At 54.5% G+C, this 25543-nt stretch carries 25 protein-coding genes and 1 riboswitch; of the genes, 11 read left to right on the top strand and 14 right to left on the bottom strand.

Features of this window, described 5'->3' with window-relative positions; translation table 11 throughout:
• Window positions 1–87: 87 nt before the first annotated feature.
• From HALO_RS03205 to HALO_RS03195, 3 genes are read left to right on the top strand one after another with little or no spacing between them, the layout of a single operon-like run.
• Window positions 88–1482 carry a YfcC family protein gene (locus tag HALO_RS03205; protein WP_050713025.1) on the top strand — a complete coding sequence of 465 codons (1395 nt, stop codon included), beginning with the start codon at window positions 88–90 and terminating at the stop codon, window positions 1480–1482.
• An 18-nt stretch (window positions 1483–1500) separates the two neighbouring features.
• Complete coding sequence (locus tag HALO_RS03200) at window positions 1501–2202, top strand: DUF1028 domain-containing protein (protein WP_035581055.1); 702 nt, start codon at window positions 1501–1503, stop codon at window positions 2200–2202.
• A gap of 53 nt (window positions 2203–2255) precedes the next feature.
• Window positions 2256–3515 carry an allantoate amidohydrolase gene (locus HALO_RS03195; protein WP_081899097.1) on the top strand — a complete coding sequence of 420 codons (1260 nt, stop codon included), beginning with the start codon at window positions 2256–2258 and terminating at the stop codon, window positions 3513–3515.
• Between the two features lie 20 nt (window positions 3516–3535).
• On the opposite strand, the gene HALO_RS03190 is transcribed toward HALO_RS03195, so the two are convergent.
• The gene (locus HALO_RS03190; protein WP_035581058.1) at window positions 3536–4291 is read right to left on the bottom strand and encodes a FadR/GntR family transcriptional regulator; all 756 of its coding nucleotides are present in this window, start codon (window positions 4289–4291) and stop codon (window positions 3536–3538) included.
• Window positions 4292–4473: 182 nt separating this feature from the next.
• Between HALO_RS03190 and HALO_RS03185 the strand changes: the two genes are divergently transcribed.
• The 3 genes from HALO_RS03185 to HALO_RS03175 all read left to right on the top strand — a co-directional run bounded on the left by HALO_RS03185 (window position 4474) and on the right by HALO_RS03175 (window position 6827).
• Window positions 4474–5592 carry an alkene reductase gene (locus tag HALO_RS03185; RefSeq protein WP_050713024.1) on the top strand — a complete coding sequence of 373 codons (1119 nt, stop codon included), beginning with the start codon at window positions 4474–4476 and terminating at the stop codon, window positions 5590–5592.
• A gap of 129 nt (window positions 5593–5721) precedes the next feature.
• Window positions 5722–6189, top strand: a complete 468-nt coding sequence (locus HALO_RS03180) for a TspO/MBR family protein (protein ID WP_035581063.1) — start codon at window positions 5722–5724, stop codon at window positions 6187–6189.
• 32 nt (window positions 6190–6221) lie between these two features.
• Window positions 6222–6827 carry a cell division protein ZipA C-terminal FtsZ-binding domain-containing protein gene (locus tag HALO_RS03175; protein WP_035581066.1) on the top strand — a complete coding sequence of 202 codons (606 nt, stop codon included), beginning with the start codon at window positions 6222–6224 and terminating at the stop codon, window positions 6825–6827.
• A 17-nt stretch (window positions 6828–6844) separates the two neighbouring features.
• Here the strand turns inward: HALO_RS03175 and HALO_RS03170 are convergent, their stop codons facing one another.
• Window positions 6845–8434: an ABC-F family ATPase gene (locus tag HALO_RS03170; RefSeq protein ID WP_035581069.1), complete on the bottom strand. Its 1590-nt coding sequence runs from the start codon at window positions 8432–8434 to the stop codon at window positions 6845–6847.
• 96 nt (window positions 8435–8530) lie between these two features.
• Complete coding sequence (locus HALO_RS03165) at window positions 8531–9385, bottom strand: sirohydrochlorin chelatase (protein WP_035581072.1); 855 nt, start codon at window positions 9383–9385, stop codon at window positions 8531–8533.
• An 81-nt stretch (window positions 9386–9466) separates the two neighbouring features.
• On the opposite strand from HALO_RS03165, the gene HALO_RS03160 reads away from it, so the two are divergent.
• Complete coding sequence (locus tag HALO_RS03160) at window positions 9467–10039, top strand: gamma-glutamylcyclotransferase (protein WP_050713023.1); 573 nt, start codon at window positions 9467–9469, stop codon at window positions 10037–10039.
• Window positions 10040–10128: 89 nt separating this feature from the next.
• Here HALO_RS03160 and HALO_RS03155 read toward each other — a convergent pair whose 3' ends face one another.
• Window positions 10129–10425 (bottom strand): YciI family protein, encoded by a 297-nt coding sequence (locus HALO_RS03155; protein ID WP_035581078.1) that lies wholly within the window; start codon window positions 10423–10425, stop codon window positions 10129–10131.
• A gap of 21 nt (window positions 10426–10446) precedes the next feature.
• Window positions 10447–10740, bottom strand: a complete 294-nt coding sequence (locus HALO_RS03150) for a hypothetical protein (protein ID WP_035583546.1) — start codon at window positions 10738–10740, stop codon at window positions 10447–10449.
• A gap of 207 nt (window positions 10741–10947) precedes the next feature.
• Here HALO_RS03150 and HALO_RS03145 point away from each other — a divergent pair, with 207 nt between their 5' ends.
• Together HALO_RS03145 and HALO_RS03140 are read left to right on the top strand one after the other, a co-directional pair.
• A complete protein-coding gene (locus HALO_RS03145) occupies window positions 10948–12618 on the top strand; it encodes an isovaleryl-CoA dehydrogenase (RefSeq protein WP_035581081.1) in 1671 nt (556 codons plus the stop codon).
• A gap of 90 nt (window positions 12619–12708) precedes the next feature.
• Window positions 12709–12816: riboswitch (glycine riboswitch) on the top strand.
• An 88-nt stretch (window positions 12817–12904) separates the two neighbouring features.
• Entirely contained in the window at window positions 12905–14254 is a 1350-nt protein-coding gene (locus HALO_RS03140) for a D-amino acid dehydrogenase (protein ID WP_327050256.1), read from the top strand.
• On the opposite strand, the gene relB is transcribed toward HALO_RS03140, so the two are convergent.
• The 5 genes from relB to HALO_RS03115 all read right to left on the bottom strand — a co-directional run bounded on the left by relB (window position 14220) and on the right by HALO_RS03115 (window position 17825).
• Window positions 14220–14645: a type II toxin-antitoxin system RelB family antitoxin gene (relB, locus tag HALO_RS03135; protein WP_197671973.1), complete on the bottom strand. Its 426-nt coding sequence runs from the start codon at window positions 14643–14645 to the stop codon at window positions 14220–14222. The genes HALO_RS03140 and relB overlap by 35 nt on opposite strands.
• 155 nt (window positions 14646–14800) lie before the next feature.
• A complete protein-coding gene (locus HALO_RS03130; RefSeq protein ID WP_035581090.1) occupies window positions 14801–15568 on the bottom strand; it encodes an amino acid ABC transporter ATP-binding protein in 768 nt (255 codons plus the stop codon).
• A complete protein-coding gene (locus HALO_RS03125) occupies window positions 15561–16226 on the bottom strand; it encodes an amino acid ABC transporter permease (RefSeq protein WP_035581093.1) in 666 nt (221 codons plus the stop codon). Before HALO_RS03125 ends, HALO_RS03130 begins: the two co-directional genes overlap by 8 nt.
• A 22-nt stretch (window positions 16227–16248) precedes the next feature.
• Window positions 16249–16890, bottom strand: a complete 642-nt coding sequence (locus tag HALO_RS03120; RefSeq protein ID WP_022521643.1) for an amino acid ABC transporter permease — start codon at window positions 16888–16890, stop codon at window positions 16249–16251.
• A 77-nt stretch (window positions 16891–16967) separates the two neighbouring features.
• A complete protein-coding gene (locus HALO_RS03115) occupies window positions 16968–17825 on the bottom strand; it encodes a transporter substrate-binding domain-containing protein (protein WP_035581096.1) in 858 nt (285 codons plus the stop codon).
• 350 nt (window positions 17826–18175) lie between these two features.
• Here HALO_RS03115 and pdxR point away from each other — a divergent pair, with 350 nt between their 5' ends.
• Complete coding sequence (gene pdxR, locus HALO_RS03110; RefSeq protein ID WP_035581099.1) at window positions 18176–19663, top strand: MocR-like pyridoxine biosynthesis transcription factor PdxR; 1488 nt, start codon at window positions 18176–18178, stop codon at window positions 19661–19663.
• Window positions 19664–19673: 10 nt separating this feature from the next.
• Here pdxR and HALO_RS03105 read toward each other — a convergent pair whose 3' ends face one another.
• Complete coding sequence (locus HALO_RS03105; RefSeq protein WP_231896801.1) at window positions 19674–21020, bottom strand: aspartate aminotransferase family protein; 1347 nt, start codon at window positions 21018–21020, stop codon at window positions 19674–19676.
• 221 nt (window positions 21021–21241) lie between these two features.
• Between HALO_RS03105 and HALO_RS03100 the strand changes: the two genes are divergently transcribed.
• Window positions 21242–22003: an SDR family NAD(P)-dependent oxidoreductase gene (locus tag HALO_RS03100; protein WP_035581104.1), complete on the top strand. Its 762-nt coding sequence runs from the start codon at window positions 21242–21244 to the stop codon at window positions 22001–22003.
• Here HALO_RS03100 and HALO_RS03095 read toward each other — a convergent pair.
• The 3 genes from HALO_RS03095 to HALO_RS03085 form a co-directional block, all read right to left on the bottom strand.
• On the bottom strand, window positions 22000–22938 hold the full coding sequence (locus HALO_RS03095; RefSeq protein ID WP_035581107.1) for a GGDEF domain-containing protein: 939 nt from the start codon (window positions 22936–22938) through the stop codon (window positions 22000–22002). The two genes, HALO_RS03100 and HALO_RS03095, sit on opposite strands and share 4 nt — an antisense overlap.
• Window positions 22939–23180: 242 nt before the next feature.
• Window positions 23181–24056, bottom strand: coding sequence for an NAD(P)-dependent oxidoreductase (locus tag HALO_RS03090; protein ID WP_035581110.1), 876 nt, complete (start codon window positions 24054–24056; stop codon window positions 23181–23183).
• Between the two features lie 28 nt (window positions 24057–24084).
• The gene (locus HALO_RS03085; RefSeq protein ID WP_172821652.1) at window positions 24085–25542 is read right to left on the bottom strand and encodes an aldehyde dehydrogenase family protein; all 1458 of its coding nucleotides are present in this window, start codon (window positions 25540–25542) and stop codon (window positions 24085–24087) included.
• Between the last annotated feature and the right edge of the window lies 1 nt (window position 25543).

Below are 25543 nucleotides of genomic sequence, written 5' to 3'. Positions count from 1 at the left end.
CTTGACCCTGCTATTTATCATGATAAATTCAAAGTGAGGCGCCAACGAGCGTCAACGCTGAGACACATCACAAAAAAGGGTATCCTCATGGCTGAACAACAAACCGCGACAGCCTCTGGCTCGCGTAAAAAGTGGTATCAGGCTGTTCCCGMCCCCATGGTGCTAATCTTTATTATTCTGGTTGCTACCTATTTTCTGACCTTTATTATCCCCGCCGGTGAATTTGAACGAGTTACCCAAGATGGCCGAACGGTGGTGGTGCCGGGCTCTTTTGCCTACTTGGAAGACGTTGCCAATATCCCCCTTTTCAATATTTTTGTGGCGATTCCTGAAGGGCTTATCTCCGCCTCGCAGTATCTATTTATCGTCTTTATCGCCGGTGGTCTGTTTCATATTTTGCAAAAGACCGGTGCGTTAGAGAACGCGATCGGCGTAGCGGTTAATCGTGTTGGCGTTGAGCGGCGTAACGTGATTATTGTCGTCGGTACCTTTATCTACGGCTTTTTTGGTGTCGCCGTCGGGTTTGAAAACAACATTGCATTAGTCCCCATTGCGGTACTCATCGCCAGTGCCATTGGCTGCTCCAGTTTGGTGGGTACTGCTATGGCCGTCGGTGGTATCGGGATCGGTTTTGCACTCTCGCCCATCAATCCCTATACCGTTGGGGTTGCTCAAGGTATCGCGGAACTGCCGACCTTCTCTGGCGCTTGGCTGCGTACGTTGCTGGTGCTTTCGTCACTGGCACTGCTCTCGCTGTATATCTGCAAACGCGTCGTCAAAATGGAGTTTAAAGAGCCGGATAACGCGGAAGCACTGAGCAAACCGCTTAGCGAATACTCTCTCACCAAGCGCAACATTCTGACCATGGTCGTGTTCGTGGGTGGTCTGGTCGCTATGCTCATTGGCGTGTTCACTCGCGGTTGGTATATCAATGAAATTGCAGGTACTTTCCTGCTCCTGGCGATCATCATTGGCGCCTTAAACGGCCTATCGGCCAACGGTATTGTTAAACAGATGATGGAGGGTGCTGCCAGCGTAACCGCAGGCGCGCTGGTGATCGGAGTGGCGGCCTCTATTCAGGTCATCCTTGAGCAAGCAGTGATTATTGACACTATCGTTAACTCGCTGAGCGCCATGATCGACGGCATTCCGTCAATATTTTCCGCGATTATGGCCAGTGTGGTGCAGGGTATTATCAACCTCTTCATACCTTCCGGTTCCGGTCAGGCACTGGTGACAATGCCCATTCTGATTCCAGTGGCCGATCTTGTGGGTATGAGCCGTCAACTGATGATCACTGCATTCCAAGTCGGCGACGGTTTAACGAACCTGATTGTTCCCACGTCTGGCGGCACACTCGCCATGCTGGCGCTAGGTCGCGTCTCATACGCCCAGTGGTTGAAGGCGATTATGCCCTTTATGGCGTTGGTGTATGTATTAGCCTGGGTAGGGTTGGTGATTGGCCACTTGGTGGGTTACTGAACAACATAGGAAACCGCGATGACGCTTTCTCTCGTTCATTGCAATCCTGCCACAGGCACCGTCGCGGCCATCACCGCTACAGGCGGAGTGGCGGTGGGAGGCTATGTGCATCACTGTTGGCGAGGCACTGGGGCATGCGTCACCCAAGGGCGCTTTACCAACCCGTGGTATCCAGCTCGGGCATACAAAGCACTTGCTGCTGGCGCCAGTGCTCAGCAGGCACTTGGCGTCACCGTTAGTGAGGATAACGACTCAGCGCTGCGCCAATGCTTGGTGATGGATGCTCAAGGTCGGTCATCGGTACACTCAGGTGCAGAGAATGTGCTTGAAGTGGCTGAAACCTGCTTTCCCAGTGTCGCTGCCGTTGGCAACATGCTGCAGAGTGCCGAAGTCGTGCAGGTATTGGCAGAGCAATTTTTAACGCTTAGCGCTGAGAATAGCGAAGCGGCCATCCAACGCCTAGAAACACCCCGCTACCCTATCCCTCACGATCAACACCTACTTGAGCATCTCATTGGCGCACTGGATGCCGCCCTAATCGCAGGTGGCGATAGGCGCGGTGCCCGCTCGGCAGCGCTGCGTATTGAGTCATTTCATCAAGCACCTATCGATTTGCGCGTCGACTGGTCGGAAAACGTCGTGGGCGCACTGCGGTCGTTAGCCGACCAGTTTATGGCCAACGACTTTCAAGCCTTTTGGCGCCAACTGCCGCTGCGCTAAAAGGATGTCTACTCTGTTGCTGGCAACCTGTGCCAGCGCCTATCGGAGAGTTTATGACCAACACGGTTATTCGCACTGCTTTTAACCAAGGCGAGTTGGGAAAGACATTAATCGACCGCCTTGACGAAGCAGCCCAATACTCTGAGCCAGGCCCCGGCGTCACGCGTCTGTTTTGTTCCCAGGCGCATCGTCAGGTGCTGCCGCTAATCAGCCGCTGGATGGAACACGCGGGGCTTACTCCCCAACTGGATGCCGCTGGCAATCTTGTGGGTCGCTGCCCCAAAGCTCAAGCGGGTGAGAAAACCTTCATTATGGGATCTCATCAAGATTCAGTAATAGAAGGGGGCAAATACGATGGCATGCTAGGCGTGGCCCTACCGCTATTGGCCTTGGAGGCGCTTAAACGCGAAGGCGTGACGCTGCCATTCGGGGTAGAAGTGGTCGCATTTGGCGACGAAGAAGGGGTGCGCTTCCCGACCACGCTGGTCGGCAGTAAAGCGCTGGCGGGGAGCGTGACACCCGACCAACTGGAAGCCCAGGATGCCGAGGGAATCTCTCTGCGAGAGGCATTAATAGCCTTCGGTTGCACGCCTGAGGACATTCCCGCTAACGCCCGCGAACCTGCCAACACGCTGGGGTTTTTAGAAGTACATATTGAACAAGGGCCAATCCTAGAACAGCGCGATCATGCCGTGGGGATCGTTACGGCTTTAACAGGCATTGAACGCCACCAAGTCACGCTAAGCGGCAAGGCCGGACACGCAGGCACTACACCGATGGGCATACGTCATGACGCGCTAGTCGGCGCGGCGGAAATTGTGCTTGCTATCGATAGCGTACTGCAGAATACCGATGAGTTGGTCGGCGTGGTGGGCAGACTCAATGTCCATCCCAACGCGGTCAATGTGATTCCCGCCCTGGTAACGTTCACGGTAGAGTTACGCTCTCCAGAGTCGGCGACTCGCCAATATGGAAGGGAAGCCGTAAAAGCAGCGTTGGAGACAGTGGCGAAACGCCGCGGATTAACCATTAATATTGAAAACACCTACAGCGCCGATGCGGTGGCCTGTGCCGATTGGATGATGACCGCCCTCGAACAGGCGTGCACCCAGGTTGGCCAACCGGCAGAGCGAATGTTTAGCGGCGCTGGGCATGATGGCTTAGCGATGCAGGCATTAACCGATATCGGCATGCTGTTTGTACGCTGTAAAGATGGGCTTAGCCACCACCCAGACGAAGCTATTACCGCCGAAGACGGCGAAGTCGCGACGCGAGTGATCATGGCATTTTTACAGCAGCTGCCACGTCCATAGCGTTTTCCGCCCTCAGCCCGTTACGTTAGTGGCTCAGGTAAAAAGCCTCGACGTACCTGAGCCTCCTGCTGATTCATCACTTGTTGGGCATCAAGCATATGCTCGCGCATGATGTTATAGGCGCTTTCGGCATCGCCAAGCTCAATGGCATCCAAAATTTCTGCATGATAGCGACAGCCAGTCTGTCCTAAATCGTGGGTAACGGGCTCATAGAGACGGTGATAAATCGTCAGATCTGAGAGCACCTGTATGGTGAAGCGGATAATAAATGTCAGCAGCTGATTGCCACCGGCCAGTTCAGCGAGCATTAGGTGGAAATGCAGCGAATCAAGATGTTGCTGGCGCTCAGTCTCACTATCGTCCGCCGGGTCTGCGTAACTATGCAGGCTTTCACGTAAGCGTGTCATATCGCTGGCAGCCACGTTCCCCGCTAACGAAGCGGCTAGTTCAGGCTCTAACGCCAAGCGTATCTGGTAGATATCTTTGATTGAGATCTCTTTGAAAAACAGGTAATTGCTTAATAGCGATACCGCTTTGGCCTCGCTCATCTCACGCACAAAAGCGCCACCTCCGGGCCCTGTGCGAGTTTCAACCAACCCCTGGGCTTCCAGTACTCGCGTGCTCTCACGTACCGTCCCTTTCGACACCTGCAGGGTCTCCATCAGCTCCGACTCGCTAGGTAGCCGGTCACCCGGCTTTAGGTGCCTGTCCACGATCCAGCATTTAATGGTTTCCGCCACCTGATAAGGGCGGCGCTGAGGGGCGTTTTTTAACATGCTATCAACAACATCCTTGGTAATAAGCAGCAAGAGTACCAGAGAGATCGCGAGTTTGGATGCCACATAAAAGGTTATCTAGCGCATAAATACGTTTAAAAATATCTGGCTGGCACTAACTAGTAAACTGGTCTATTCTTGTGCGTACTATTTCATCGAAGCATTCAAAAGGAGCTTAATTGATGGCTTTCGAAACACTGTTTACTCCCCTCCAACTGGGCAGCCTATCGATTCCTAACCGCGTCATTATGGCGCCACTGACTCGTTCACGTACGCCAGATAGCGTACCGGGTAAGATGCAGGAAGCTTATTACGGTCAGCGCGCAGGAGCGGGGCTGATCATCAGCGAAGCCACCAACATCTCTCCCACTGCCCGGGGCTATGTGTATACACCCGGTATTTGGACGGATGAGCAGGAAACAGGCTGGAAAGGCGTTGTTGACGCAGTACACGCCAAAGGTGGCCGTATTGCTCTGCAACTGKGGCACGTTGGGCGAGTTTCTCACGAAATGGTTCAACCTGACGGCCAACAGCCGGTAGCACCGAGTGCCTTGAAAGGCGAAGGCGCCCAGTGTTTCGTAGAGTTTGAAGACGGCACCGCTGGCCAGCACCCCACCAGCACGCCCCGCGCGCTGGAAACCGACGAGATCCCCGGCATTGTTGCAGACTATCGCCAAGCGGCCGAACGCGCCAAGCGTGCTGGTTTCGATATGGTCGAAGTCCACGCCGCGAACGCCTACTTGCTTAACCAGTTCCTGGCGACGGGTACCAACAAGCGTACCGACCAGTACGGCGGTTCACTGGAAAACCGTGCTCGCTTCCCGCTGGAAGTGGTTGATGCGGTGATTGACGTTTACGGTGCTGACCGGGTTGGCATACGCATGACGCCGTTTATCGAACTGTTTGGTTTGACCGACGATGAGCCGGAAGCGATGGCGTTCTACATGGCTGAGCAGCTTTCAAAGCGTGGGTTGGCCTATCTGCACCTGAACGAGCCCAACTGGGCCGGTGGCGATATCACCTTCCCTGACGGTTTTCGTGAGCAGATGCGTGAGCGCTTTAGCGGTAGCCTGATCTACTGCGGTAACTACGATGCAGAGCGCGCTGAGGCCCGCATTAGCGAAAACACTACCGATGCAGTGGCTTTCGGCCGCCCCTACATTGCTAACCCCGATCTACCCGAGCGCTTCCGCGTTAAAGCACCGCTCACCGAGCCGAATCACGAAACGTTCTATGGCGGTGATGAGAAGGGATACACCGACTATCCATTTATGGATAATGGCTATGACCGTATGAGTTAAACAGCACACGACTATTGCTGTTACTCCCTTACGTTGGAAAAGCATCACTTCGGTGATGCTTTTTTATATCTGCCCATTGTAAAACACTGCTAGGCTATTGATTCTTTCGTATGAACAGACAGGTGATCAATGTTTGGTTCGCTATTAGCGCTGCTGGTCTCTCTACTGCTTGTTGGCCTTACGGCCAGCACCGGCGCGCGCTTTCGGCCGGATGGCTGGTACCGTGAACTGCGTAAACCCACCTGGACTCCGCCGGATATCGCCTTCCCTATTGCTTGGGGCATACTGTACTTATTAATGGCGATCGCCGCATGGCGGATATATATGGCCGACGCATCGGTATGGCGTACCGCAAGCTTAGCGGTTTACGCGTTGCAACTTTTAGTCAATGCAGCCTGGTCGTGGCTGTTCTTTGGCCGCAAGCAGATTGTCGCTGCGCTGGTAGATATTGTGGTGTTACTGGCGTTAATTACTATCGCCATCACACTGTTTTACCAAGTAAGCACGCTAGCCGCATGGTTAATGGTGCCTTACTGGCTCTGGGTAGCACTTGCACTGGCGCTCAATGCCAGCATTGTTCGCTTAAATAACGCCTGAGTGCTAATTAAAAAACAAAGGGTTTTGAGACTATGGATCGCACCACCACCATAATACTATTAGCCTTCGCGTCGCTGGTATTAGGCGCACTGGCAACGGCGATATTTATTTATGTGATTGTGCCTTGGCGGCGGAGGCGGCGAAAAAAACGCGCGGATGCAATAGCCAAAGCCGCTAATCCAACATCTTCACCAACGGATAGCCCTGAAGAACCTGAGCCGTCCAAACCTGCCAAGTCCAGCAAAACGGTGAAACAGCACTCGCTGTTTATAATTTTTGATCAGCCTAATGAAAGTTCAGATGAGCGCCTAACCGAGTGGTTGCGTGAAAAAGGCGCCCATTACGACTCGCTCAAAAAAGTATTCTTGATTAACGGGCAGCAGCCCGCTAACCCAATTACCATCGCCAACGCATTTTTACCCGGCGAACTGCCCGATCTTTTTAGAGAGGGCGCCAGTGAAACGATCAAAGGTATCAGTTTGATCGTTAAGCCTCCTTTGCGTAAACGCCGAAACCAGCAAGTAGTTATTTTTGTTGAACTTGCCAAGGAAGCGGCGACGTTATTCAATGCCAATGTGCTGGATACCAGTCACGATGTGGCAACAGAAGAAACTTACGCCCAGATCATTGGCGAGTAGCCTTAGCGATGCCTGGTTTATACGACTCCCTGGCTACGCAGGTAGTCATCGTAGCTGCCGCTGAAATCGATGATGCCCTCCGGCTGCATATCAATAATGCGCGTGGCTAGCGATGAAACGAACTCGCGGTCGTGGCTCACAAACAGCAGCGTGCCGGGGTAGTTCTCCAGGGCCAGGTTCAACGCCTCAATCGACTCCATATCCAGGTGGTTCGTCGGCTCATCCATCAGCATTACGTTGGGCTGAGTAAGGATTAACTTACCGAACAGCATGCGCCCCTGCTCGCCACCGGAAATGACCTTCACCGATTTACCAATATCGTCGCTGGAAAACAGCATCCGCCCCAGAGCACCGCGAACCACCTGCTCACCACCTTGAGTCCAGGCCGACATCCACTCAAAAAGCGTGGCGTCGACGGCAAAGTCGTCGCTGTGATCCTGAGCAAAAACACCCACCTCAGCGGCTTCGGTCCACTTCACTTCGCCAGCATCCGGGTGCAACTCGCCCGCCAGGGTTTTCAGCAGCGTTGTTTTGCCGATGCCGTTGGGGCCGATGATGGCAATGCGCTCACCGGCTTCCACGGTCATGGATAAACGTTCGAACAATGCCTTCTCGCCGTTATAAGCCTTGGTAATGCCATCCACATTAACGGCGTTGCGGTGGATCTTCTTGGCCTGATCAAAGCGGATAAAGGGACTGACCCGGCTTGAGGGCTTGATATCTTCCAGCTTGATTTTGTCGATTTGACGCGCCCTAGACGTGGCCTGTTTGGCCTTCGAGGCGTTAGCGGAGAAGCGGCTAACGAACTGCTGCAGCTCGGCAATCTGGGCTTTCTTCTTGGCGTTGTCCGAGTGCTGACGCTCTCGGACCGCGGTGGCGGCGGTCATGTAATCATCGTAGTTACCCGGGAACAGGGTAATTTCGCCGTAATCCAGATCCGCCATATGGGTGCAGACGCTGTTCAGGAAGTGACGGTCGTGGGAGATGATGATCATGGTGCTGCTGCGCGCTTTAAGAATATCTTCCAGCCAGCGGATAGTGTTGATATCCAGGTGGTTGGTAGGCTCATCCAGTAGCAGCACGTCCGGGTCTGAGAACAGCGCCTGAGCCAGCAGCACCCGTAGCTTCCAACCCGGTGAGACTTCGCTCATCGGGCCGGTGTGTTGCTCAATGGGAATCCCCAGGCCCAGTAACAGCTCCCCCGCGCGGGGTTCAGCCGTATAACCGTCGAGCTCGGCAAAGCGTACTTCCAAATCGGCGACGGCCATGCCGTCCTCTTCGCTCATCTCCGCCAGCGAATAAATACGTTCCCGTTCGGCCGCGACTGACCAGAGTTCTACATTGCCCATGATCACGGTATCGATCACCCGCTCATTTTCAAACGCGAACTGATCCTGACGCAGCTTACCCAACCGCGTACTGCTATCCAGCATCACCTGGCCGGAAGAGGGCTCCAAATCGCCACCGAGAATTTTCATAAAGGTGGATTTGCCACAGCCGTTCGCGCCGATCAGGCCGTAACGGTTGCCGTTATTGAATTTAACGGAGACATTTTCAAACAGGGGCTTGGCCCCAAACTGCATGGTGATATTGGCGGTTGCGATCACAAAAGGAGCCCGGTTAGCGTGTCATTAACAGTAATAGAAAGGCTCGCGATTCTACGCGCTATTGGGCGGGTATTCACCCATCAGACTTTAGTCATATCAGGCGATGGCCGGGATATCGAGCAGAAAGCGTTGATCATCAATCGCTTGGCGCAATCGCGAGTGTAAAATATCGACAATTCCGTGGTGCTCTCCCACCAGTTGGGTCGTGGTAACGGAGAGCCCTGGATGCTGCTGTTCAGCGGCGGCACAAATTTCGGCAATATCGCCGCCCTCCCCGGCGTGGCGCCCTGGTGAAAGAAACAGCATCGCCAGGATCACCGGGCCTGCCTTGAACTCGGGTGTCACTAGCAAGTTTTCCAGCAGCGGTTCGTTAAAGCGGTACTCATCGCCCTCGCGGCGCTCCATGGAGGCAGCGGCAACACAGGCGACGTCATCGCCAAGCAGTACACTAAGTTGCCCCGCCAGGCGGTTTCGTACGGCGGTGACTTCGGGAATCGGGCTACCGTGATCCACCAACGCCACGTGAGGCTTGGAACCTGGTCGAAGCTGGTCGCGCACGTTATCGGCCAGCAGGTGGGCCAAACGCAGGTCATTACCCCCGAACTCATCCACCAAGGGCTGGGCCACCCGCACCTTCACGTGGGGGAACCGCTCCTGCATAGTTGCCATGCGTTCAGGCAGGTAACCCGTCAGCGCTTTGCTGGGGCCGAAAAAGAACGGCAGGATAATGATTTCCGTTGCCCCCTGCTCGGCGCTGTGCTCTGCGGCGGGGCCAAGCGTTGTAGCGGGAATCCCCCCCACCTCTTCTGCGGGAATCTTATTAGAGTGCAGCAGCGAAGCCGCCTGCACGGTTTCACCAATAAGCTCGCTAAGCGAAGCCGCCACACGGCGTAAATTGAGCGTTGCCTGGGGCCGCAGGGAGCCATTATCGACCAGAAAAATCGCGCGCATGTCTGTCTCCCAAGTAATCGTCAATGACATGATAAGATGGACGTTGGAACAAATACGCCGAGAACATGATGCTTGATACTGATGTTTGACACCACTGCCTTAAATCAGCAAAGAAACTTCTTCGAGGGTCAGGCGGCTATATGGCTGTTTGGCTACGGCTCCCTGATTTGGAAGGCTGACTTTGCCTACTTGGAGCGCCGCCCGGCTTATATTCACGGCTGGGAGCGTCGATTTTGGCAGGCCTCCCACGACCACCGCGGCACCCCTGAAGCACCTGGCCGTGTGGCGACACTGGTTCGCSCCCAGGATTCGATTTGCCACGGCATGGCCTACCGCATTACCCCAGAAGTGCTGGCACCACTGGATGTGCGGGAGAAAAACGGTTATTTGCGGGAAAAAGTACCGCTGACCTTTGTTGATGACAATGGCAACGGGACAGAACAGAGTGAAGGGCTTATCTACTTGGCCAGCGATGATAACCCTGCCTTTCTGGGCGAGGCGCCGCTTGCCGAGATCGCTCAGCAAATTGCCAACGCCCATGGCCCCAGCGGCCCCAACCGCGAGTACTTAGTGAATCTAGCCATCGCGCTACGCGAGCTGGGCGCGGAAGATGCGCATATTTTTGCGCTAGAGCAGCAACTGAAGCATTTTTGATTCCACTAACCGATTTTTTACCTATGGGCATTTTTTATAACAATTTTATAAACAAACCCCAGGCTCGCTCGTCTTACTAGATAGAAGGGCTAAACAGAGGGGTCAAATAGTTTAACTTCGCGTATATCGACCTGTTCCCACACACGCTCAGTCATATAAGGCTCTTGCGCTAACCAAGCCTCTAAATCTTCTCGCGTAGTAAATCTGAAATGGGCATTTGAGCCAATCATTTTACCTTCATCGTTGAGAATCACCCCGCCACTGACGAAATTACCTGACCGATAGAGGGTACGTAGGCCTTCCAGGTGTGGCTCGCGACAAGCCAAGCGGCGGTCCAAGGCGCCCTCATCGGTGTAGTCGTAGGCGACCAATGCATATTGCTTCATTTACTACTCCTCTCTGTGTGCCTACATCATCAACCACGAAAGAATAAACAGCCCTAACACGGTACGCACAATACCGCCTAGCAGCGAGCCGCGCAGAAACGCGCGCAAACCGCCCCACAGGATCAGCAGTCCAATCACTAAGACGGCAATGCTGAAAAACGAATCGTTGATCCCCAAAGACCTAGTTAGGCCATCGATAAAATCACCAAACGCGCCAAAAAAATTGGTGAAAATACCTAACAGAAACTCAACCACCACACGGATGGCTTCGCCGATAGTCTGGCCGATTTCGTCAAAAAAGCCGTTTGCCTGCATCGCGTTTGCTTGCATTGATAGTACTCAATAATGAGAAGGATAAGCAGCATTGTCGGTTAAATACGCTGACTGAGCAAAGCAGCACAAAATCCCGCGCCCCTTGGCCTTCAATTTTTAGCGTCTTTCCTGCCAAGCAACTATCATAAGAACTATAAAACGTTCGTTTAAATAAACACAATTACCGTCGCTACGCGCTAGGTTATGACCATGACTCACCACTACCCGCTTGCCGACCAACTCCAAGCCAACACACACCGGGTGGAAAACCAGCCTCTCGCGCTGGAGAATTACAACAGCTACACAGCTGATCGTGCGCTTCTGGAAGGCGTTAAACGCGAAGGGGTTACTGACGACACCTCACTCAAGGCATTTGGTCAGTGGGCTGGCTCCGCCGAGGCGATTGCTTTGGGGTTTGACGCCAACCGCCATTCACCGCAGCTGGTAACCCATGACCGACAAGGCCATCGGGTCGATTTGATCGAGTTTCATCCGGCCTATCATCAGCTTATGCAAACGGCGGTAGAGCACGGCTTGCATGCTAGCCCTTGGCGAAACCCTCAGCCGGGCGCCCATGTTACGCGCGCCGCCAACTACTATCTCAACACTCAGGTGGAAGCGGCGCACGGCTGCCCGATCACCATGACATTTGCTGCCCTGCCTGCATTACGCCATCAGCCCAGCTTGCTTGAACAATGGGGTGATAAAATCACTGCGCCCCATTACGACCCACGCAACGTGCCCTATTTCGAAAAACAGGGCGTTACCCTCGGCATGGCGATGACCGAGAAGCAGGGTGGCTCCGATGTGCGGCTTAACACCACACGCGCCTACCCGATTGATCAAGGCGGTCCGGGTGGGGCTTTTGAGCTGGTGGGGCATAAGTGGTTTGTCTCCGCGCCGATGTGCGACGCTTTCCTGGTACTCGCCCAAGCGCCTGGCGGCTTGAGCTGTTTTTTGCTGCCACGCTGGCGGCCCGATGGCACTAAAAATCCGCTCCACATCCAGCAACTAAAACGCAAAATGGGCAACGTGGCGAATGCATCCAGTGAAACGGAACTGCGAGGCGCCTTTGCCTGGATGGTGGGCGATGAAGGCCGCGGTGTGCGCACCATTATTGAGATGGTGGCCATGACCCGCTACGACTGCATGATTGGCTCCGCGGCGGGGATGCGTCAGGCCACTGCCCAGGCAATTCACCATGCCTCTCATCGACATGCCTTCGGGGCACGCTTGAGCGAGCAGCCACTGATGCAAAACGTGCTCGCCGACCTGGCCATTGAGAGCGAAGCCGCGACTACCCTGATGCTGCGCATGGCCCGAGCGATGGATCAGCAAGACAACGAGCACGAGCGCTTGCTTGCTCGCATTGCCACGCCGGTCGGCAAGTACTGGATCTGTAAACGCACGCCCCATCACGCCTATGAAGCGATGGAAGTCATCGGCGGTAGCGGCGTCATGGAAACTCATATAATGCCGCGCCTATTCCGTGAATCGCCCATTAATGCCATTTGGGAAGGCAGTGGCAACGTTCAGTGCCTGGATATCCTACGCGCGATTGAAAAGCAGCCTGAAGTGCTCGATGCCTACTTCGCCGAACTTGCCAAAGCGCAAGGCGCCGACGGGCATCTTGACCGCTTTATTCACCACTTACAGCGGGCGATGCAGAATACCCAAGCGCTTCAATACCGCGCCCGCCAGTTGGCGGACAGCATGGCCCTGGCGTTACAGGGCGCCCTGCTGGTACAGCACGCCCCCTCCTATGTGGCCGATGCATTTTGCGCTGGGCGACTAGCTGAGCGCAGTGGTCTCAATACAGGCACGCTGCCCACCGGGCTGGATTGCGCGGCGATCATCGAGCGTGCTAAGCCCTTGGAATAAGCCCCGTGGAATAAGCGTTCACGACCTTAGTCGACTTCCATGCTAAAAATAGTCACGTTACAACTGACAGTGTTAAAGGCAATAAGTAACAAGGTAGTAGCGGGAGAGCTTGACGCATCTGACAGCTATCACGATGACGCCAGCGCCGAAGGAGCAACTGCCCCGGAAACTCTCAGGCAACCGGACCGCTATCACCCTCGCTTTCCGAAGAGCGGCTGATGACTGCGTCACTCAGCCCACCGAAGGAGCAAGCGCACCCAACGGGTGCGTGAATCTCTCAGGTTCCATGACGGAAGGGGTACGCCCAGCAGCTTACGCCGTTAGGTGGGATTCCCGACGCTCATACAATCTGGAGAGAGTTATGCAACGCATTGCCGTTATCGGTGGTGGTATTACCGGCATTACCAGCGCCTACGCCCTGGCTAAACGTGGCTATGACGTCACCGTCTTTGAAAAGCATCGCTACGCGGCGATGGAAACATCCTTTGCCAACGGCGGTCAGCTCTCGGCGTCAAACGCCGAAGTATGGAACCACTGGCCGACGGTAATCAAAGGCCTGCGCTGGATGCTGAGAAACGACGCACCGCTGCTAGTTAACCCCCGCCCAAGCTGGCACAAACTCAGTTGGTTTGGCGAATTTATCGCCTCAATCCCTCGCTACTCCGCCAACACCACCGAGACCGCACGGCTGGCCATTGCCGCACGCGAGCACCTGTTCCAGTGGGCGCAGGAAGAGCAGATCGATTTCGATTTAAAGCAGAAAGGTATTCTACATATCTATCGCGATAAAGCGGGCTATGAACACGCCGCCAAAGTATCGCAACTACTCAGCAAAGGCGGATTGGAGCGACAACCGGTGACGCCCGAAGAAATGCGCGCCATCGAACCCACCCTGGCGGGCAACTACTACGGTGGATTCTTCACCGAAAGCGACGCCACCGGTGATATTCATAAGTTTACCCATGGCCTAGCGCAAGCCGCTGAACGACGCGGCGTAACACTTAACTATGGCCACAACGTGCAGGATATCGGCGCGGATGAGCAGCACGCCTGGGTCACTGCCGATGATATTACCGATCTCGGTGGTGAACCGGTGCGCGAAACCTTTGATAGCGTAGTCGTATGCGCCGGGGTGGGCAGCCGTGCTCTGGCTGCCAAGCTAGGCGACCGGGTCAATATCTACCCGGTTAAAGGCTATTCGATTACCGTGCAGCTTGACGATGCTGCCTCTCAACAGGCCGCTCCAACGGTCAGCCTGCTGGATGATGAAACCAAGCTGGTCACCAGCCGCCTTGGGGATGAGCGCTTCCGCATCGCCGGTACCGCCGAATTTAACGGCTTTAATCGCGATATCCGCGACAACCGCATCCGCCCGCTAATCCGCTGGGTGGAAGAGTGCTTCCCGGGCGTCAGCACCCGCCGCGTGGTGCCCTGGGCAGGCTTACGCCCGATGCTGCCTAACATGCTACCCAAGGTTGGCCGCGGCAAGCTGCCCACCGTGTTCTACAACACCGGCCACGGCCACCTGGGCTGGACGCTCTCTGCGATTACCGCCGATATGCTGGCGGATGCGGTTCAAGCGTCTGCTAAAGAGGAACGAGCTAGGGATATTCCTGGCGTGCGTGCAGGACGTTAACTATCTCAATACAGCCTGATGCTAAACGGTAAACCACGATATAGTTGGGGTGGACCACGGCTTCACGCATACCGACAACTCGCCCTGGGCGGTACAAATAGGGATGCTGTGGTAGCGCCTCGGTCGCTTCTTCAATGGCTTGATAAAGTGCTTCGGCGGCGTAGGGATCGCCCACAACAACGATTCGCGGGCTTGGGGGCGCCACTCCACTAGCAGCATCGCGACGTTTAGCGATCAGTTCACGCATTTCACCCATCACGTCATCGTGGGGAATTGAAGGCCTGGGATCATCCAGGCTGGCTTGTACGCTCTCGCGGAACCAGCGTTGATAGCTGTCTGACTGCTCCTGCGTCTCAAATTCGCTGATGATCGGATCCAGTGGGGTGCTCATAAAGCGCCTCCTGTGTGTGTTTGAGTTAGTCTAGTGCAACGCAGCCCTCGCTGTCAGCCTAGATACCCAGTTAGCAATGTAAAACAGGCATCGAAACCAGGCGCTGATTTAAGTGATAGCTAAGTAGACTCAACTGGGAACAATACTTTACTTACTCACACCGCTGGCGCCTCGAGTTCCAGAAAGCGCCGTACCCGGTCAGTTTTAGGGTTCTCAAAGAACTCGCTTGGGTGGGATTTTTCAATAATGATGCCTTTATCGAGGAACACCACTTGATCGGAGACCGCCCGAGCAAACTCCATCTCGTGGGTCACCAGCACCATGGTGTAGCCCTCTTTGGAGAGGTCTTTGATGACCCCTAGCACTTCGCCGACCAGCTCCGGGTCTAACGCTGAAGTCGGCTCATCAAACAGCATCACCTTGGGCTGCATGGCGAGCGCCCGGGCAATCGCGACCCGTTGCTTCTGCCCGCCCGAAAGCGTGTAAGGGTACTGCTCGCGTTTGTCGGCCATACCGACTTTTTCGAGCAGCGCCATGGCCCGCTCTTCGGCCTCGGCATTACTTAAGCCCTGAACGTGAATAGGCGCCTCGGTGACATTACGCAGCACGCTTAAGTGGGGCCAGAGGTTAAAGCCCTGAAACACCATGCCTAAGCGCGCGCGCATACCCGCCAGCTCACGGCGCGACATCGATTTGCCGGTATCGCTAACGCCGATGCGGTCACCGTCGATACGAATATCGCCGCAGTCGGGCTGCTCGAGCCAGTTAATGCAGCGTAGCAGGGTAGATTTACCCGAGCCCGAGGAGCCTAAAATACTCACCACTTCACCGGGCTGCACTTCCAGCGATACATCACGCAGTACCTCAGTGCCATCAAAGCTTTTGGAGAGGTTACGAATACTAACAGCGGCGGTCTCAGGCATTTTCGAATCCTCGCTTGGCGCCAAAACGGCCAATCATTTTGATAAACAGTTCTAAACCAATACTGATCAGCCAGTAGAAGCCAATCACCACGATGAAAGCTTCCATGGGAATGAAGTAGGTACTCGACAGGCTGCTCGCCGCCGCGGTGAGTTCGCGCACGGTGATAATCACCAGAAAGGCGGTGTCTTTGAGCAGGATAATCAGTTGATTGCCCAGCAAGCCGCGGGTTTTTAATATCAGTTGCGGCAAGATAATGCGCATAAACATTTTAGTCTGAGAAAACCCTTGGGCGATGGCTGCTTCTACTTGACCTTGGGCAAAAGTAGCGCGGCAACCACGTAGAATTTCTGCAAAGTAAGCGCCGTGGTAAATCACCAGGGCAATAATACCGGCCGTCCAGGCGCTCATACGAATGCCTGCGCTGGGTAAACCGTAATAGAGCAGATACGCCAGTATCAAAAACGGCAACATGCGCATGCCATCAATAAAGATCCGCAGCGGAATCTTCATACGCGGGCGAGATCCTTCCAACAAGAACACCATGCTGCTGCCCATTAAAAAAGCTAGCACGGCGGATAAACCAAACAGTTTTAAGGTGTTATAAAAACCACTAAAAAACACATCGTAAGATGACCAAAGAATTTCCCAGTTGCTCATAGAGMCTCCCTAAACGACCACCTTAGACGGCCAGCCGGCTGGCTTTGCGCTCAGCCACACGTTGAAACCACACCAACAGACTGATAATCAGCATATACAGCGCCGCAGCCGCTAAAATGGGTGGCAGTGGGTCGTAGGTAACCGCTGAAATACGGTTGGTCACACGGGTAAGGTCGACCACGCCGATGACGGCAATGGCGGGACTGCCTTTGATTAGGAACGACATCTCGTTGACCAAGCCCGGCAGGCTGGTAATGGTAATTTGTGGCAGCATGATGCGGCGGAAATAGACCCATGGGGTCATGCCAATCGCCAGCGCAGCTTCGCGCTGCTCTTTGGAGAAGTTGTTGAACGCAGAGCGCCAAATTTCGGCGTTAAAGGCAGTGGTATTGAGGGTTAGCGCAATAATMCCGGCCACATTGCGGTTGAGGTTAACACCCATGGTCGGCGCGGTTAAGAAGATAAACAGCACCAGCGTCACCAGCGGCGTTGCCCGCGCCAGGCTAATGTAGACGCCTAGCAATTGATGCAAAACGGGGATTTTTGCCACCCTAAGCAATGCAATCAAAAGCCCCATTACCACACCGATGGCAATGGAGATGCCGGATATCCACAGCGTTGTCCAGGCACCCTGAATGAGAAGTCCCCATGCGCTACTGTCCATGCTCACTCACCCCCTGATTCGCTTGATTGGATAGCAGCCGCCCGGCTAATGCCCAGGCGGCTGGCGAAGGTGATGGCTTACATACCGGCCATTTCGTGGAACTCTTCCACTGAGGTGATCGGCGTTGTCGGTAGGTCGTCAAAGGACTCGCCAAACCATTTTTCCTGCAGCTCGGCCAAGCGGCCGGAATCACGCAGGTGGCTCATAAAGTCAGTGATATAGGCCAGCAGTTCGGGACTATCTTTACGCATCGGCCAAGCCACATAGCCTGGGCCGGAGACGGCTTGGCCTGCTTCGAATACGTCAGGACGCTCACTGATCAGATCATTTACCGGCACAATGGAGTTGATAACGTAATCAACACGGCCATTGGCGAGATCGGCGTAGATTTCTGGATAGGCTTCATACTGCATGACCTCGCCCAGTTCGCCACCGCTCTCTTCCAGCATGACTTCCAGCTCTGGCAGGCGCGATAGCAGTGCGCTACCTGCTTGAACGCCTAGCGTCATACCGCTTAAATCTTCAACGCTATTGATACGGTCATCGCCCGCCCGCTTAATGTAAAAGTGCTGGGCAGAGGCAAACGGCGGCGCGTAATTAAACACCCGCAGGCGCTCATCGGTCACCGACGCGCCGGTCAGTGCCATGTCGTACTGGCCCGACGAAACCGACGCGAGCAGCCCTGTCCAGGGCAGAATATCCTGGCGGATTTCGAAGTCAGCGTACTCCTCCAGTTCAATCAATATATCTTTGATAAAGCCATCCGGGTCGCTGCCACTCATAAAGTTAAACGGCGCGTAATTATCTTCGGTGGCCACGGTCATGTAACCACGGCTCTCGATTTCCTCTAAATCCGCAGCGCTCACGGTCAGTGGAACGCTTATAGCCAGTGCTCCCATGCTCAACACTGAGGCTAATGCCATTATTTTTTTCATCGTCCGTTACTCCCTAAGTTTTCAAAACTTGTGCTTTTAAAACCTATGCTTTTAAAACCTATGCTTTTAAAACCTGTGCTTTCAAAACCTGGCTTTCAAAAAGAGTGGTCAAAACATCACTCGCCTATTTTCGTCAGCCCTATTGCCGTCAGCGATGCTACTGCCAACGCTGCGGCGACGTTTTGGCGATTTGCAGAAGCTGATTCACCCTAGATTTTTATCATCGCTGGGATTAGAGCCAGTTAGCGTAAATTAAAAGGACAGCTGCGAATCAGAAAACTGGCATGAAAGATGCACTGCAGTAATGGTATACCGCCTATTGATAAGGCAAGAAATCATAGGAGTGCTGGATGACAACGCTGTGTCTTGAGGTCGACCCTAACGCTGCCCCCTGCCTGCAAGAACAGCTGCGTAAAACGCTGTTAGAAGCCATTCGCATGGGCAGCTTACCCACCGATGACGCACTCCCCTCCTGCCGCAAGCTTTCCCAACAGCTGGGTATTTCGCGCAATACGGTAGCGATTGTTTACGAAAAACTGGTCGAAGACGGCTACCTGATCAGTCGCCCTCGTAGCGGTTATTACTTACACCCTGATTATAATGAGCCTCAATCAGCGCTTAATGCCTCTTTAACCGCGATCACTGAGAGCAGTAGCGCCTCAACCGCTGCACCAAACTGGCACAAACGCATTTCCCAGCGCCCTACTAACTACCAAGGCATTCTTAAACCCGGCAATTGGTCAGAGTATGCCTATCCGTTTATTTATGGTCAGTTAGATACGCGCCTCTTCCCACTCGCTCAATGGCGCGATGTGTCCCGGCGTTTATTAAGCTCCCAGCGCGATAAACCGTGGCTGCGCGACCGCATTGATCAGGATGACCCTTTACTCATTGAGCAACTGCGTAAGCGTATTTTGCCTCGTCGAGGTATTTTTGCCCGACCGGAAGAGATACTGATCACCATGGGAACGCAAAATGCGCTCTATTTGATTGCGCAACTGCTTTGCCATCGGGGGACGAGCGTGGCCCTGGAGTCCCCGGGTTATCGCGAGGCGATGAACGTATTTGCCCAGCGCGGCGCTAGTCTGCAGTTCCAAACTGTGGATGCAGACGGCATGCGCCTGGAAGGGTCTCAGCAGTGTGACTATCTGTATGTGATGCCCAGCCACCAAGTTCCCACGGGCGTGACCATGAGCCGCGAGCGACGCGAGGCGCTATTGGCCCAACTCCCCTACCGCGACCAAATCGTGATTGAGGATGACTACGACGCCGAGATTCACGGCGACCAGTTTGCGCTGCCAGCGCTGAAAGCCAGTGCGCAGAGCGCGCGGATTATCTACATGGGCAGCTTATCCAAGGCGCTTTCGCCTGGGCTGCGCATGGGTTACGTAGTGGCAGATGCAGAGTTAATTGACGAGCTGCGGGCGCTACGCCGCATGATGTATCGCCACCCGCCCGCGGCGTTGCAGCACCAACTGGCGCAGTTTATTTCTCAAGGTTATTACGAGCGCTATCTCAAACTGCATGTGGAAGAGATAGACCAGCGCCGGGATGCCATGCGACTCGCCATTGAACAGGCCTTGCCTGGCTGCCAGAGCCACAGCAGCAATCGTTCAAGCGCCTTCTGGATGGAAGCAGACGCCAGCATCGATACCCAGCGGCTGGCCTGGCATGCCGCTCAACGTGGAGTGTTGATTGAACCCGGTTTTCAACACTTCTTCGATGCCGCCCCGCCACGGCGCTTTTTCCGTTTGGGGTTTGGCGCCATCGAAAGGGAGCGTATCGACCCAGGCATACAGCGCCTGGGCCTCGCTTACGATAACGCTTTAAGTACTTAAGCAATTATTATCAGCTAGATAAAGCGTAGCTTTCAAAAACACGTTCAAGAATTGCCAAGCCCTCTTCGATCTCCGCTGCTGACACAATGCACGGCGGCACAACATGAATGCGGTTTTCGACGGTAAACACCAGCAAGCCTTGCTCCATCAGCTGTTGTTTTAGTTTTAGCACTTCCGCTCCAGGCATAGGCGTTTTGCGTACTGGGTCGCTGACCAGCTCCAAAGCGTGAAATACGCCCAAGCCACGCCAATCGCCGATCACCGCATGGCGCTCGGCAAGCTGCTGTAACCCTTCCGCTAACAGGCCGTTCCCGATCTTATCGGCATTTTCAACGATGCCCTCTTCTTCCATGGCGTCCAGGGTCGCGACTATCGCCGCCATTGCCAACGGATGACCGGAATAGGTTAGGCCGCCGACAAAAAAGTGGTCATCGAAGTAGTCTGAAATAGGTGCTGAAATAATCACCCCACCGGCAGGTACGTAGCCTGAGTTGACCCCTTTGGCAAAAACAATCAAATCCGGCGCCATATCGTAATGTTCAAAGGCGAACCAGCGCCCCGTACGCCCGAAACCTGCCATCACTTCATCGAGAATCAACACAATGCCAAACTCATCGGCCAGCCTTCTAACGCCCTGTAGGTAGGCCTTGGGAGGCAATAGCACCCCTGCGGTACCGGGAATGGTTTCGAGCAGAATGGCCGCGACGGCGTTGGCGCCTTCGCACTCAATCACCCGACGCAAATGGGTCAATGCCCGCTCACACTCTTCATCCTCGTCCCGCGCCCAGAACTCACTGCGATAGAGGTAAGGGTTAAAGAAGTGTACGTGCCCGCTGGCATACTCATTGGGCACACGTCGCCAGTCACCGGTCGCGGCAATCGCTGAACCGGTATTGCCATGATAGGAGCGGTAGGCAGAGAGTATTTTGCTGCGCCCGGTATAAAGGCGCGCCATGCGAATGGCATTTTCATTGGCATCGGCCCCGGCATTAGTGAAAAACACCTTACTGAAACCAGCAGGTGCTTTGGCAATAATCCGTTTGGCGGCCTCACCGCGGGCTAAATTGGCATGCGCCGGGGCAATAGTACATAGGCTAGCGGCCTGGGCTTGAATCGCACTCACCACTTTAGGATGCTGATGGCCGATGTTGGTATTAACGAGCTGGCTACTAAAATCCAAATACGAATGTCCCGCATAGTCCCAAACGCGGCAACCTTCAGCACCCGCAATGACCATGGGGTCTAAACTGCCTTGCTGGGCCCAGGAATGGAACACATACTGACGATCCAAGCCGTGTACATAGCGGTTATCTACATCACGGGTGGGTGGATAAGAAGCAGCAATAGTGGCATTCATAGCAGGCACCCTGTTTTAATCCATTAGGAAATAGTGTGCTTGCCAGCCTAGTGAGTTTGATCCTTGAGGCTGTAGGGCCAGTCGCAACACATCAACGGGACAGACAATGTCACATCGGCTGTTGTTAACTGGCCCTAATGGCTTGAGCCAACGTTGCTTACAGTGAAACAAGCATGGGCAATGTCGCCCTATTAAGCATTAACTAACATGGAGATAGTGCAATGCCTAGCGTACTTATCACGGGAGCTACTTCGGGGTTTGGTAAAGCGGCAGCGCAGCGCTTTGCCAAAGCAGGTTGGTCGTTAATTCTAACGGGCCGTCGTGAAGAGCGCCTAAAAGCATTAGAGGAAGAGCTTTCCAAACAAGTGCCTGTGCTAACGTTAGCCCTCGATGTACGCGATAGTGATGCAGTCACTGACGCCATTAGCCACCTGCCGGAAAGCTTCCTGCCACTGACGTGTTTGATCAACAATGCGGGCTTGGCCCTGGCACCGGAACCGGCGCAAAAGGTGGCGCTGGAAGATTGGCACACGATGATTGATACCAATATAACGGGCTTGGTCAACGTCACTCACGCGGCGTTGCCACTGCTACTCAAAACGGGTAAAGGCGCCAGCATTCTTAATCTTGGCTCGGTGGCGGGACAGTGGCCGTACCCAGGCGGGCACGTTTATGGCGCATCGAAAGCCTTTGTGCAGCAGTTCAGCTATAACCTACGCTGCGACCTGTTAGGTACCGGTGTGCGCGTCACCGATCTTGCCCCCGGCATGGCCGAAACCGAGTTCACACTGGTTAGAACCAAAGGCAACCAGGCCGCTTCCGATGCGCTTTACCGAGGCACCACGCCACTCCAGGCGGAAGATATTGCCGAGCAACTTTACTACTTGGCTACGCTTCCCGACCATATCAACATCAATCGTTTAGAAATTATGACCGTTCGTCAGGCGTGGTCACCGTTCGCGATCGATCGCGACCAAGATTAAGCTTGCTTAACAGCGGGTAATAAGCCCCCCGTTGACACTTGATCACGCCCTTCCTCTTTCGCGAGGTAAAGGGCGTTATCCACTCGCTTCATGACGTTTTTAATCGTTTCTTGCGAATAAACCTCCACAACACCAAAGCTGGCCGTAACACCGCCTTGAATAGGGAAGTCGGTATGTTTGATGGCGGCGCGAACTTTTTCGGCGAGCCGCACGGCCTGCTCAAGGGAGGTTTCAGGGGCTAGTAACATAAACTCTTCCCCGCCCCAGCGTGCGCAACAATCCGCTTTACGTAGATTGCGCTTAAGCAAATGGGCAAGCTCAACCAGCACTTGGTCACCGATATCGTGGCCATAGCTATCGTTAATGTTTTTAAAGAAATCGATATCCAGCATGATCAAAGAGAGTGGTCGAGCGTAGCGGCATTGGCGGTTGACCTCGCTTTTCAGTACCGCATCAAACTGTGACCTGTTAACTAGCCCCGTTAGCATATCGGTGGTTGCTAGCCGTTCAAGCTGCGCCTCTTTTTCCATCTGCTCGGTCACATCGCGCTGGGTTAACACTAGCGTAATGGCGTCATTGTGGCGCACACCCATCGCCGTAATTCGCCATTCAACATATCGACGCGATCCATCGTGACGGCGGTTGACTTCAAGCCCACCAATGCCCTCGAAAAAACTTTCCGCATCATTGAGCAAGGGATTCAGCGCGTCGTGCAGTTGGTCAACAATTTGCCGGTTGGCTGCCTCTTGCTGAACGATAATGGGCGCCGCTCCCAGCCACTCTTCACGACTGCCACCCCATAACCGCTGATAGTCGGTATTAACGTCGACAATATGAACCCCAGGAGAGCTTCCTTGAACGCTGAGGATTGCCACCGCATGGCCTGGCTCCTCACCATCGGCGTCCTGCCCTGGTCTCGCATAGTGCTGATACATGCTATTTACTCATCCTTGTAAAATAGTCGTACGGTCATGGTGCTACTCTTTAGCAGTGACACTGTCAGGCATCAGCACCGTTAGCTCCTCTGAGCGGGTACCCACATTTGCCAACACAGGTAGGTTGCTTTACTGCCCCTAAATTACCGAGATTACAATATTGCTTACTAACTGCTTACACAAAGTAGGTTATGCAGCGCAAAAAAACAAATGAACCACAACGCAGTTTACTCTCAACCTCTTTAACGCCGCTTTTCCAACACACCGATCACTTCGGGCACAGCCAGCGTAGCGTCATCAATAGAGGTATACAGCGCATGTACTGCGCCGGCCACACCGCGCTCCACGCCTAACTCATTAGTCATGGTGTGATAGTAACCCAGATCTTTACTGGCATTGGCGACGGTAAACCTGAAACCTGAAGGATCGTTTTCAGCAATATAGGGACGCAGGCGTTCTAACACTACCCCACCGCCACCACCGGCCCCCAGCACCTCTAACAGTGCGGTATCGCTGATGCCTGCTTTGCGAGATGTCGCCGTGGCTTCGGCCAAGACCGCCGAAAAACCTAACGACACAAAGTTGTGCAGGAGCTTAAGGGTATGCCCCGCACCCACATCGCCCGCATGGGCAATATTTTCGGCAAAACCCTGTAACAACGGCAGCGTTTCATCAAATAACGCCTTCGGCGCGCCGACAATCAAGTTGAGCCGCCCCTCCGCTGCCTCTTTCGGCGTGCGCGTCATTGCCGCGTCCATAAAGCGCCCGCCAGCCTCCGTGACTCTAGCAGCGACTTTTTCGGTTGAACTGGGCAAGGCGGTGGAGCAATCCACCACGACACAACCAGGCTTTAACCCTTCTAATACGCCATTGGGTTCAAACAGCACGGCTTCTACCTGGGGCGAGCCAGTGACGCACAAGATGACTACCTCCACGTTTTGTGCGACTTCTCGCCCCGAACTTAGCACGGTGGCACCGGCTGCTAACAAGTCATCCACCGGCTGATTGCCTGGGTGCTCAAGAAAGCTGATCTGATGGCCTGCGCGAAGCAGACTGCTGGCAATCCCATGGCCCATCAAACCCACACCGACGATGCCTACTTGGCGTGATGTTGTCATTGTTATCTCCTTACATGTGAAGCATCCGTTAATGTTTAATAGCGATAGTTTTAATACGTGTGTAGCTACGCAGACCTTCAAAGCCCTTCTCACGACCATGGCCGGAGCGACCAACACCGCCAAAAGGTAGTTCAACACCACCGGCAGCACCGTAGTTGTTGATAAATACCTGGCCGCTACGAATACCTTTGGCTAGGCGTAGCTGACGCCCGCCATCCTGTGTCCAAATGCCTGCACACAGACCAAAATCGGTAGCATTGGCGAGCTCCAGCGCTTCCGCTTCATCGTCAAACACCTGCACAACTAGCACCGGGCCAAACAGTTCTTCACGTAAAACCTCGTGCCCTTCGGGTATATCGGTTAGCAGTTGAGGGAGCACGAAGTGTCCACCCGTAGGTGCGCTTGGCGCTAACTGGCCTTTTGCTGCTAAGCGTATACCATCGGCTTCTGCGGCCGSCAAGCGCGCTTCCAACTTGGCTTTTTGACGCGCATTAATCAGCGGGCCGCAGTCGGCATCCGCTTCGCCCGCATCACAGCGCAGAGCGGTGAAGCGCTCGCAGAGGTTAGCGACCACGCTAGCGGCGATTTCACGCTGCACCAGCAGGCGGCTACCCGCGGAGCAAGTCTGCCCGGCGTTTTGAATAATCCCACGCACCACTGCCGGGAGCGCTGCCGATAAATCCGCATCGGCAAACACGAGCTGGGGGGACTTACCGCCCAGCTCTAACGTCACCGGCACATGGTGCTGCGCAGCCGCTTGGGCAACATGGGTTCCCGTTTCTGGCGAGCCGGTAAACGAGAGATGATCAATCTGAGGATGGGCGGCAAGCGCGGCGCCCGCTTCATAACCAAGCCCAGGCACCACGTTAAGCGCACCGTCAGGCAGGCCATGGCTCACGGCTAATTCCGCTAAACGCAGTACGCTCAAACAGGCATCTTCAGCGGGTTTTAGTACTATGGTATTGCCCGCCGCTAATGCCGCCGCCACGCAGCGGCCAAATATTTGCGATGGGTAGTTCCAGGGAATAATTTGCGCGCATACGCCGTAGGGCTCGCGCAGTGTCATCACCGCAAAATCGTTTTCAAAAGGAATGGTTTCTCCGTGCAGCTTATCCGCCGCACCGCCATAAAAACGGAAGTAGCGGGCGCAGGCAGTAATATCGCCCTTGGCCTGGGTCATCGGCTTGCCGGTATCCGCACACTCAAGCTGCGCCAGTTGCTCATGGTGCGCCTCAATCACATCGGCAAAGCGCAGCAGCCATTCGCTGCGCTGCCGGGCAGACCTACTGGCCCATTCACCAAGCTGACCAGAAAATGCCTGCCGGGCTGCCTGTACTGCGGCATCTACGTCTTCAGCTTGGCTGCGCGCAATACGCGCCAAGGGTTCACCCGTGGCAGGTGCCTCTACCTGTAGGGTAGCGACCGTTGCTATCCACTCTCCACCGATCAGCGCTTGCTGCGGTGGCAAGGCCATTGAATACGACATT

The sequence above is a fragment of the Halomonas sp. R57-5 genome (genome assembly GCF_900070345.1).
In the GTDB taxonomy this organism is placed as follows: Bacteria; Pseudomonadota; Gammaproteobacteria; order Pseudomonadales; family Halomonadaceae; genus Vreelandella; species Vreelandella ventosae_B.
The sequence above is the reverse complement of the archived record's forward strand: the minus strand, read 5'-3'. Positions and strand labels throughout refer to the sequence as shown.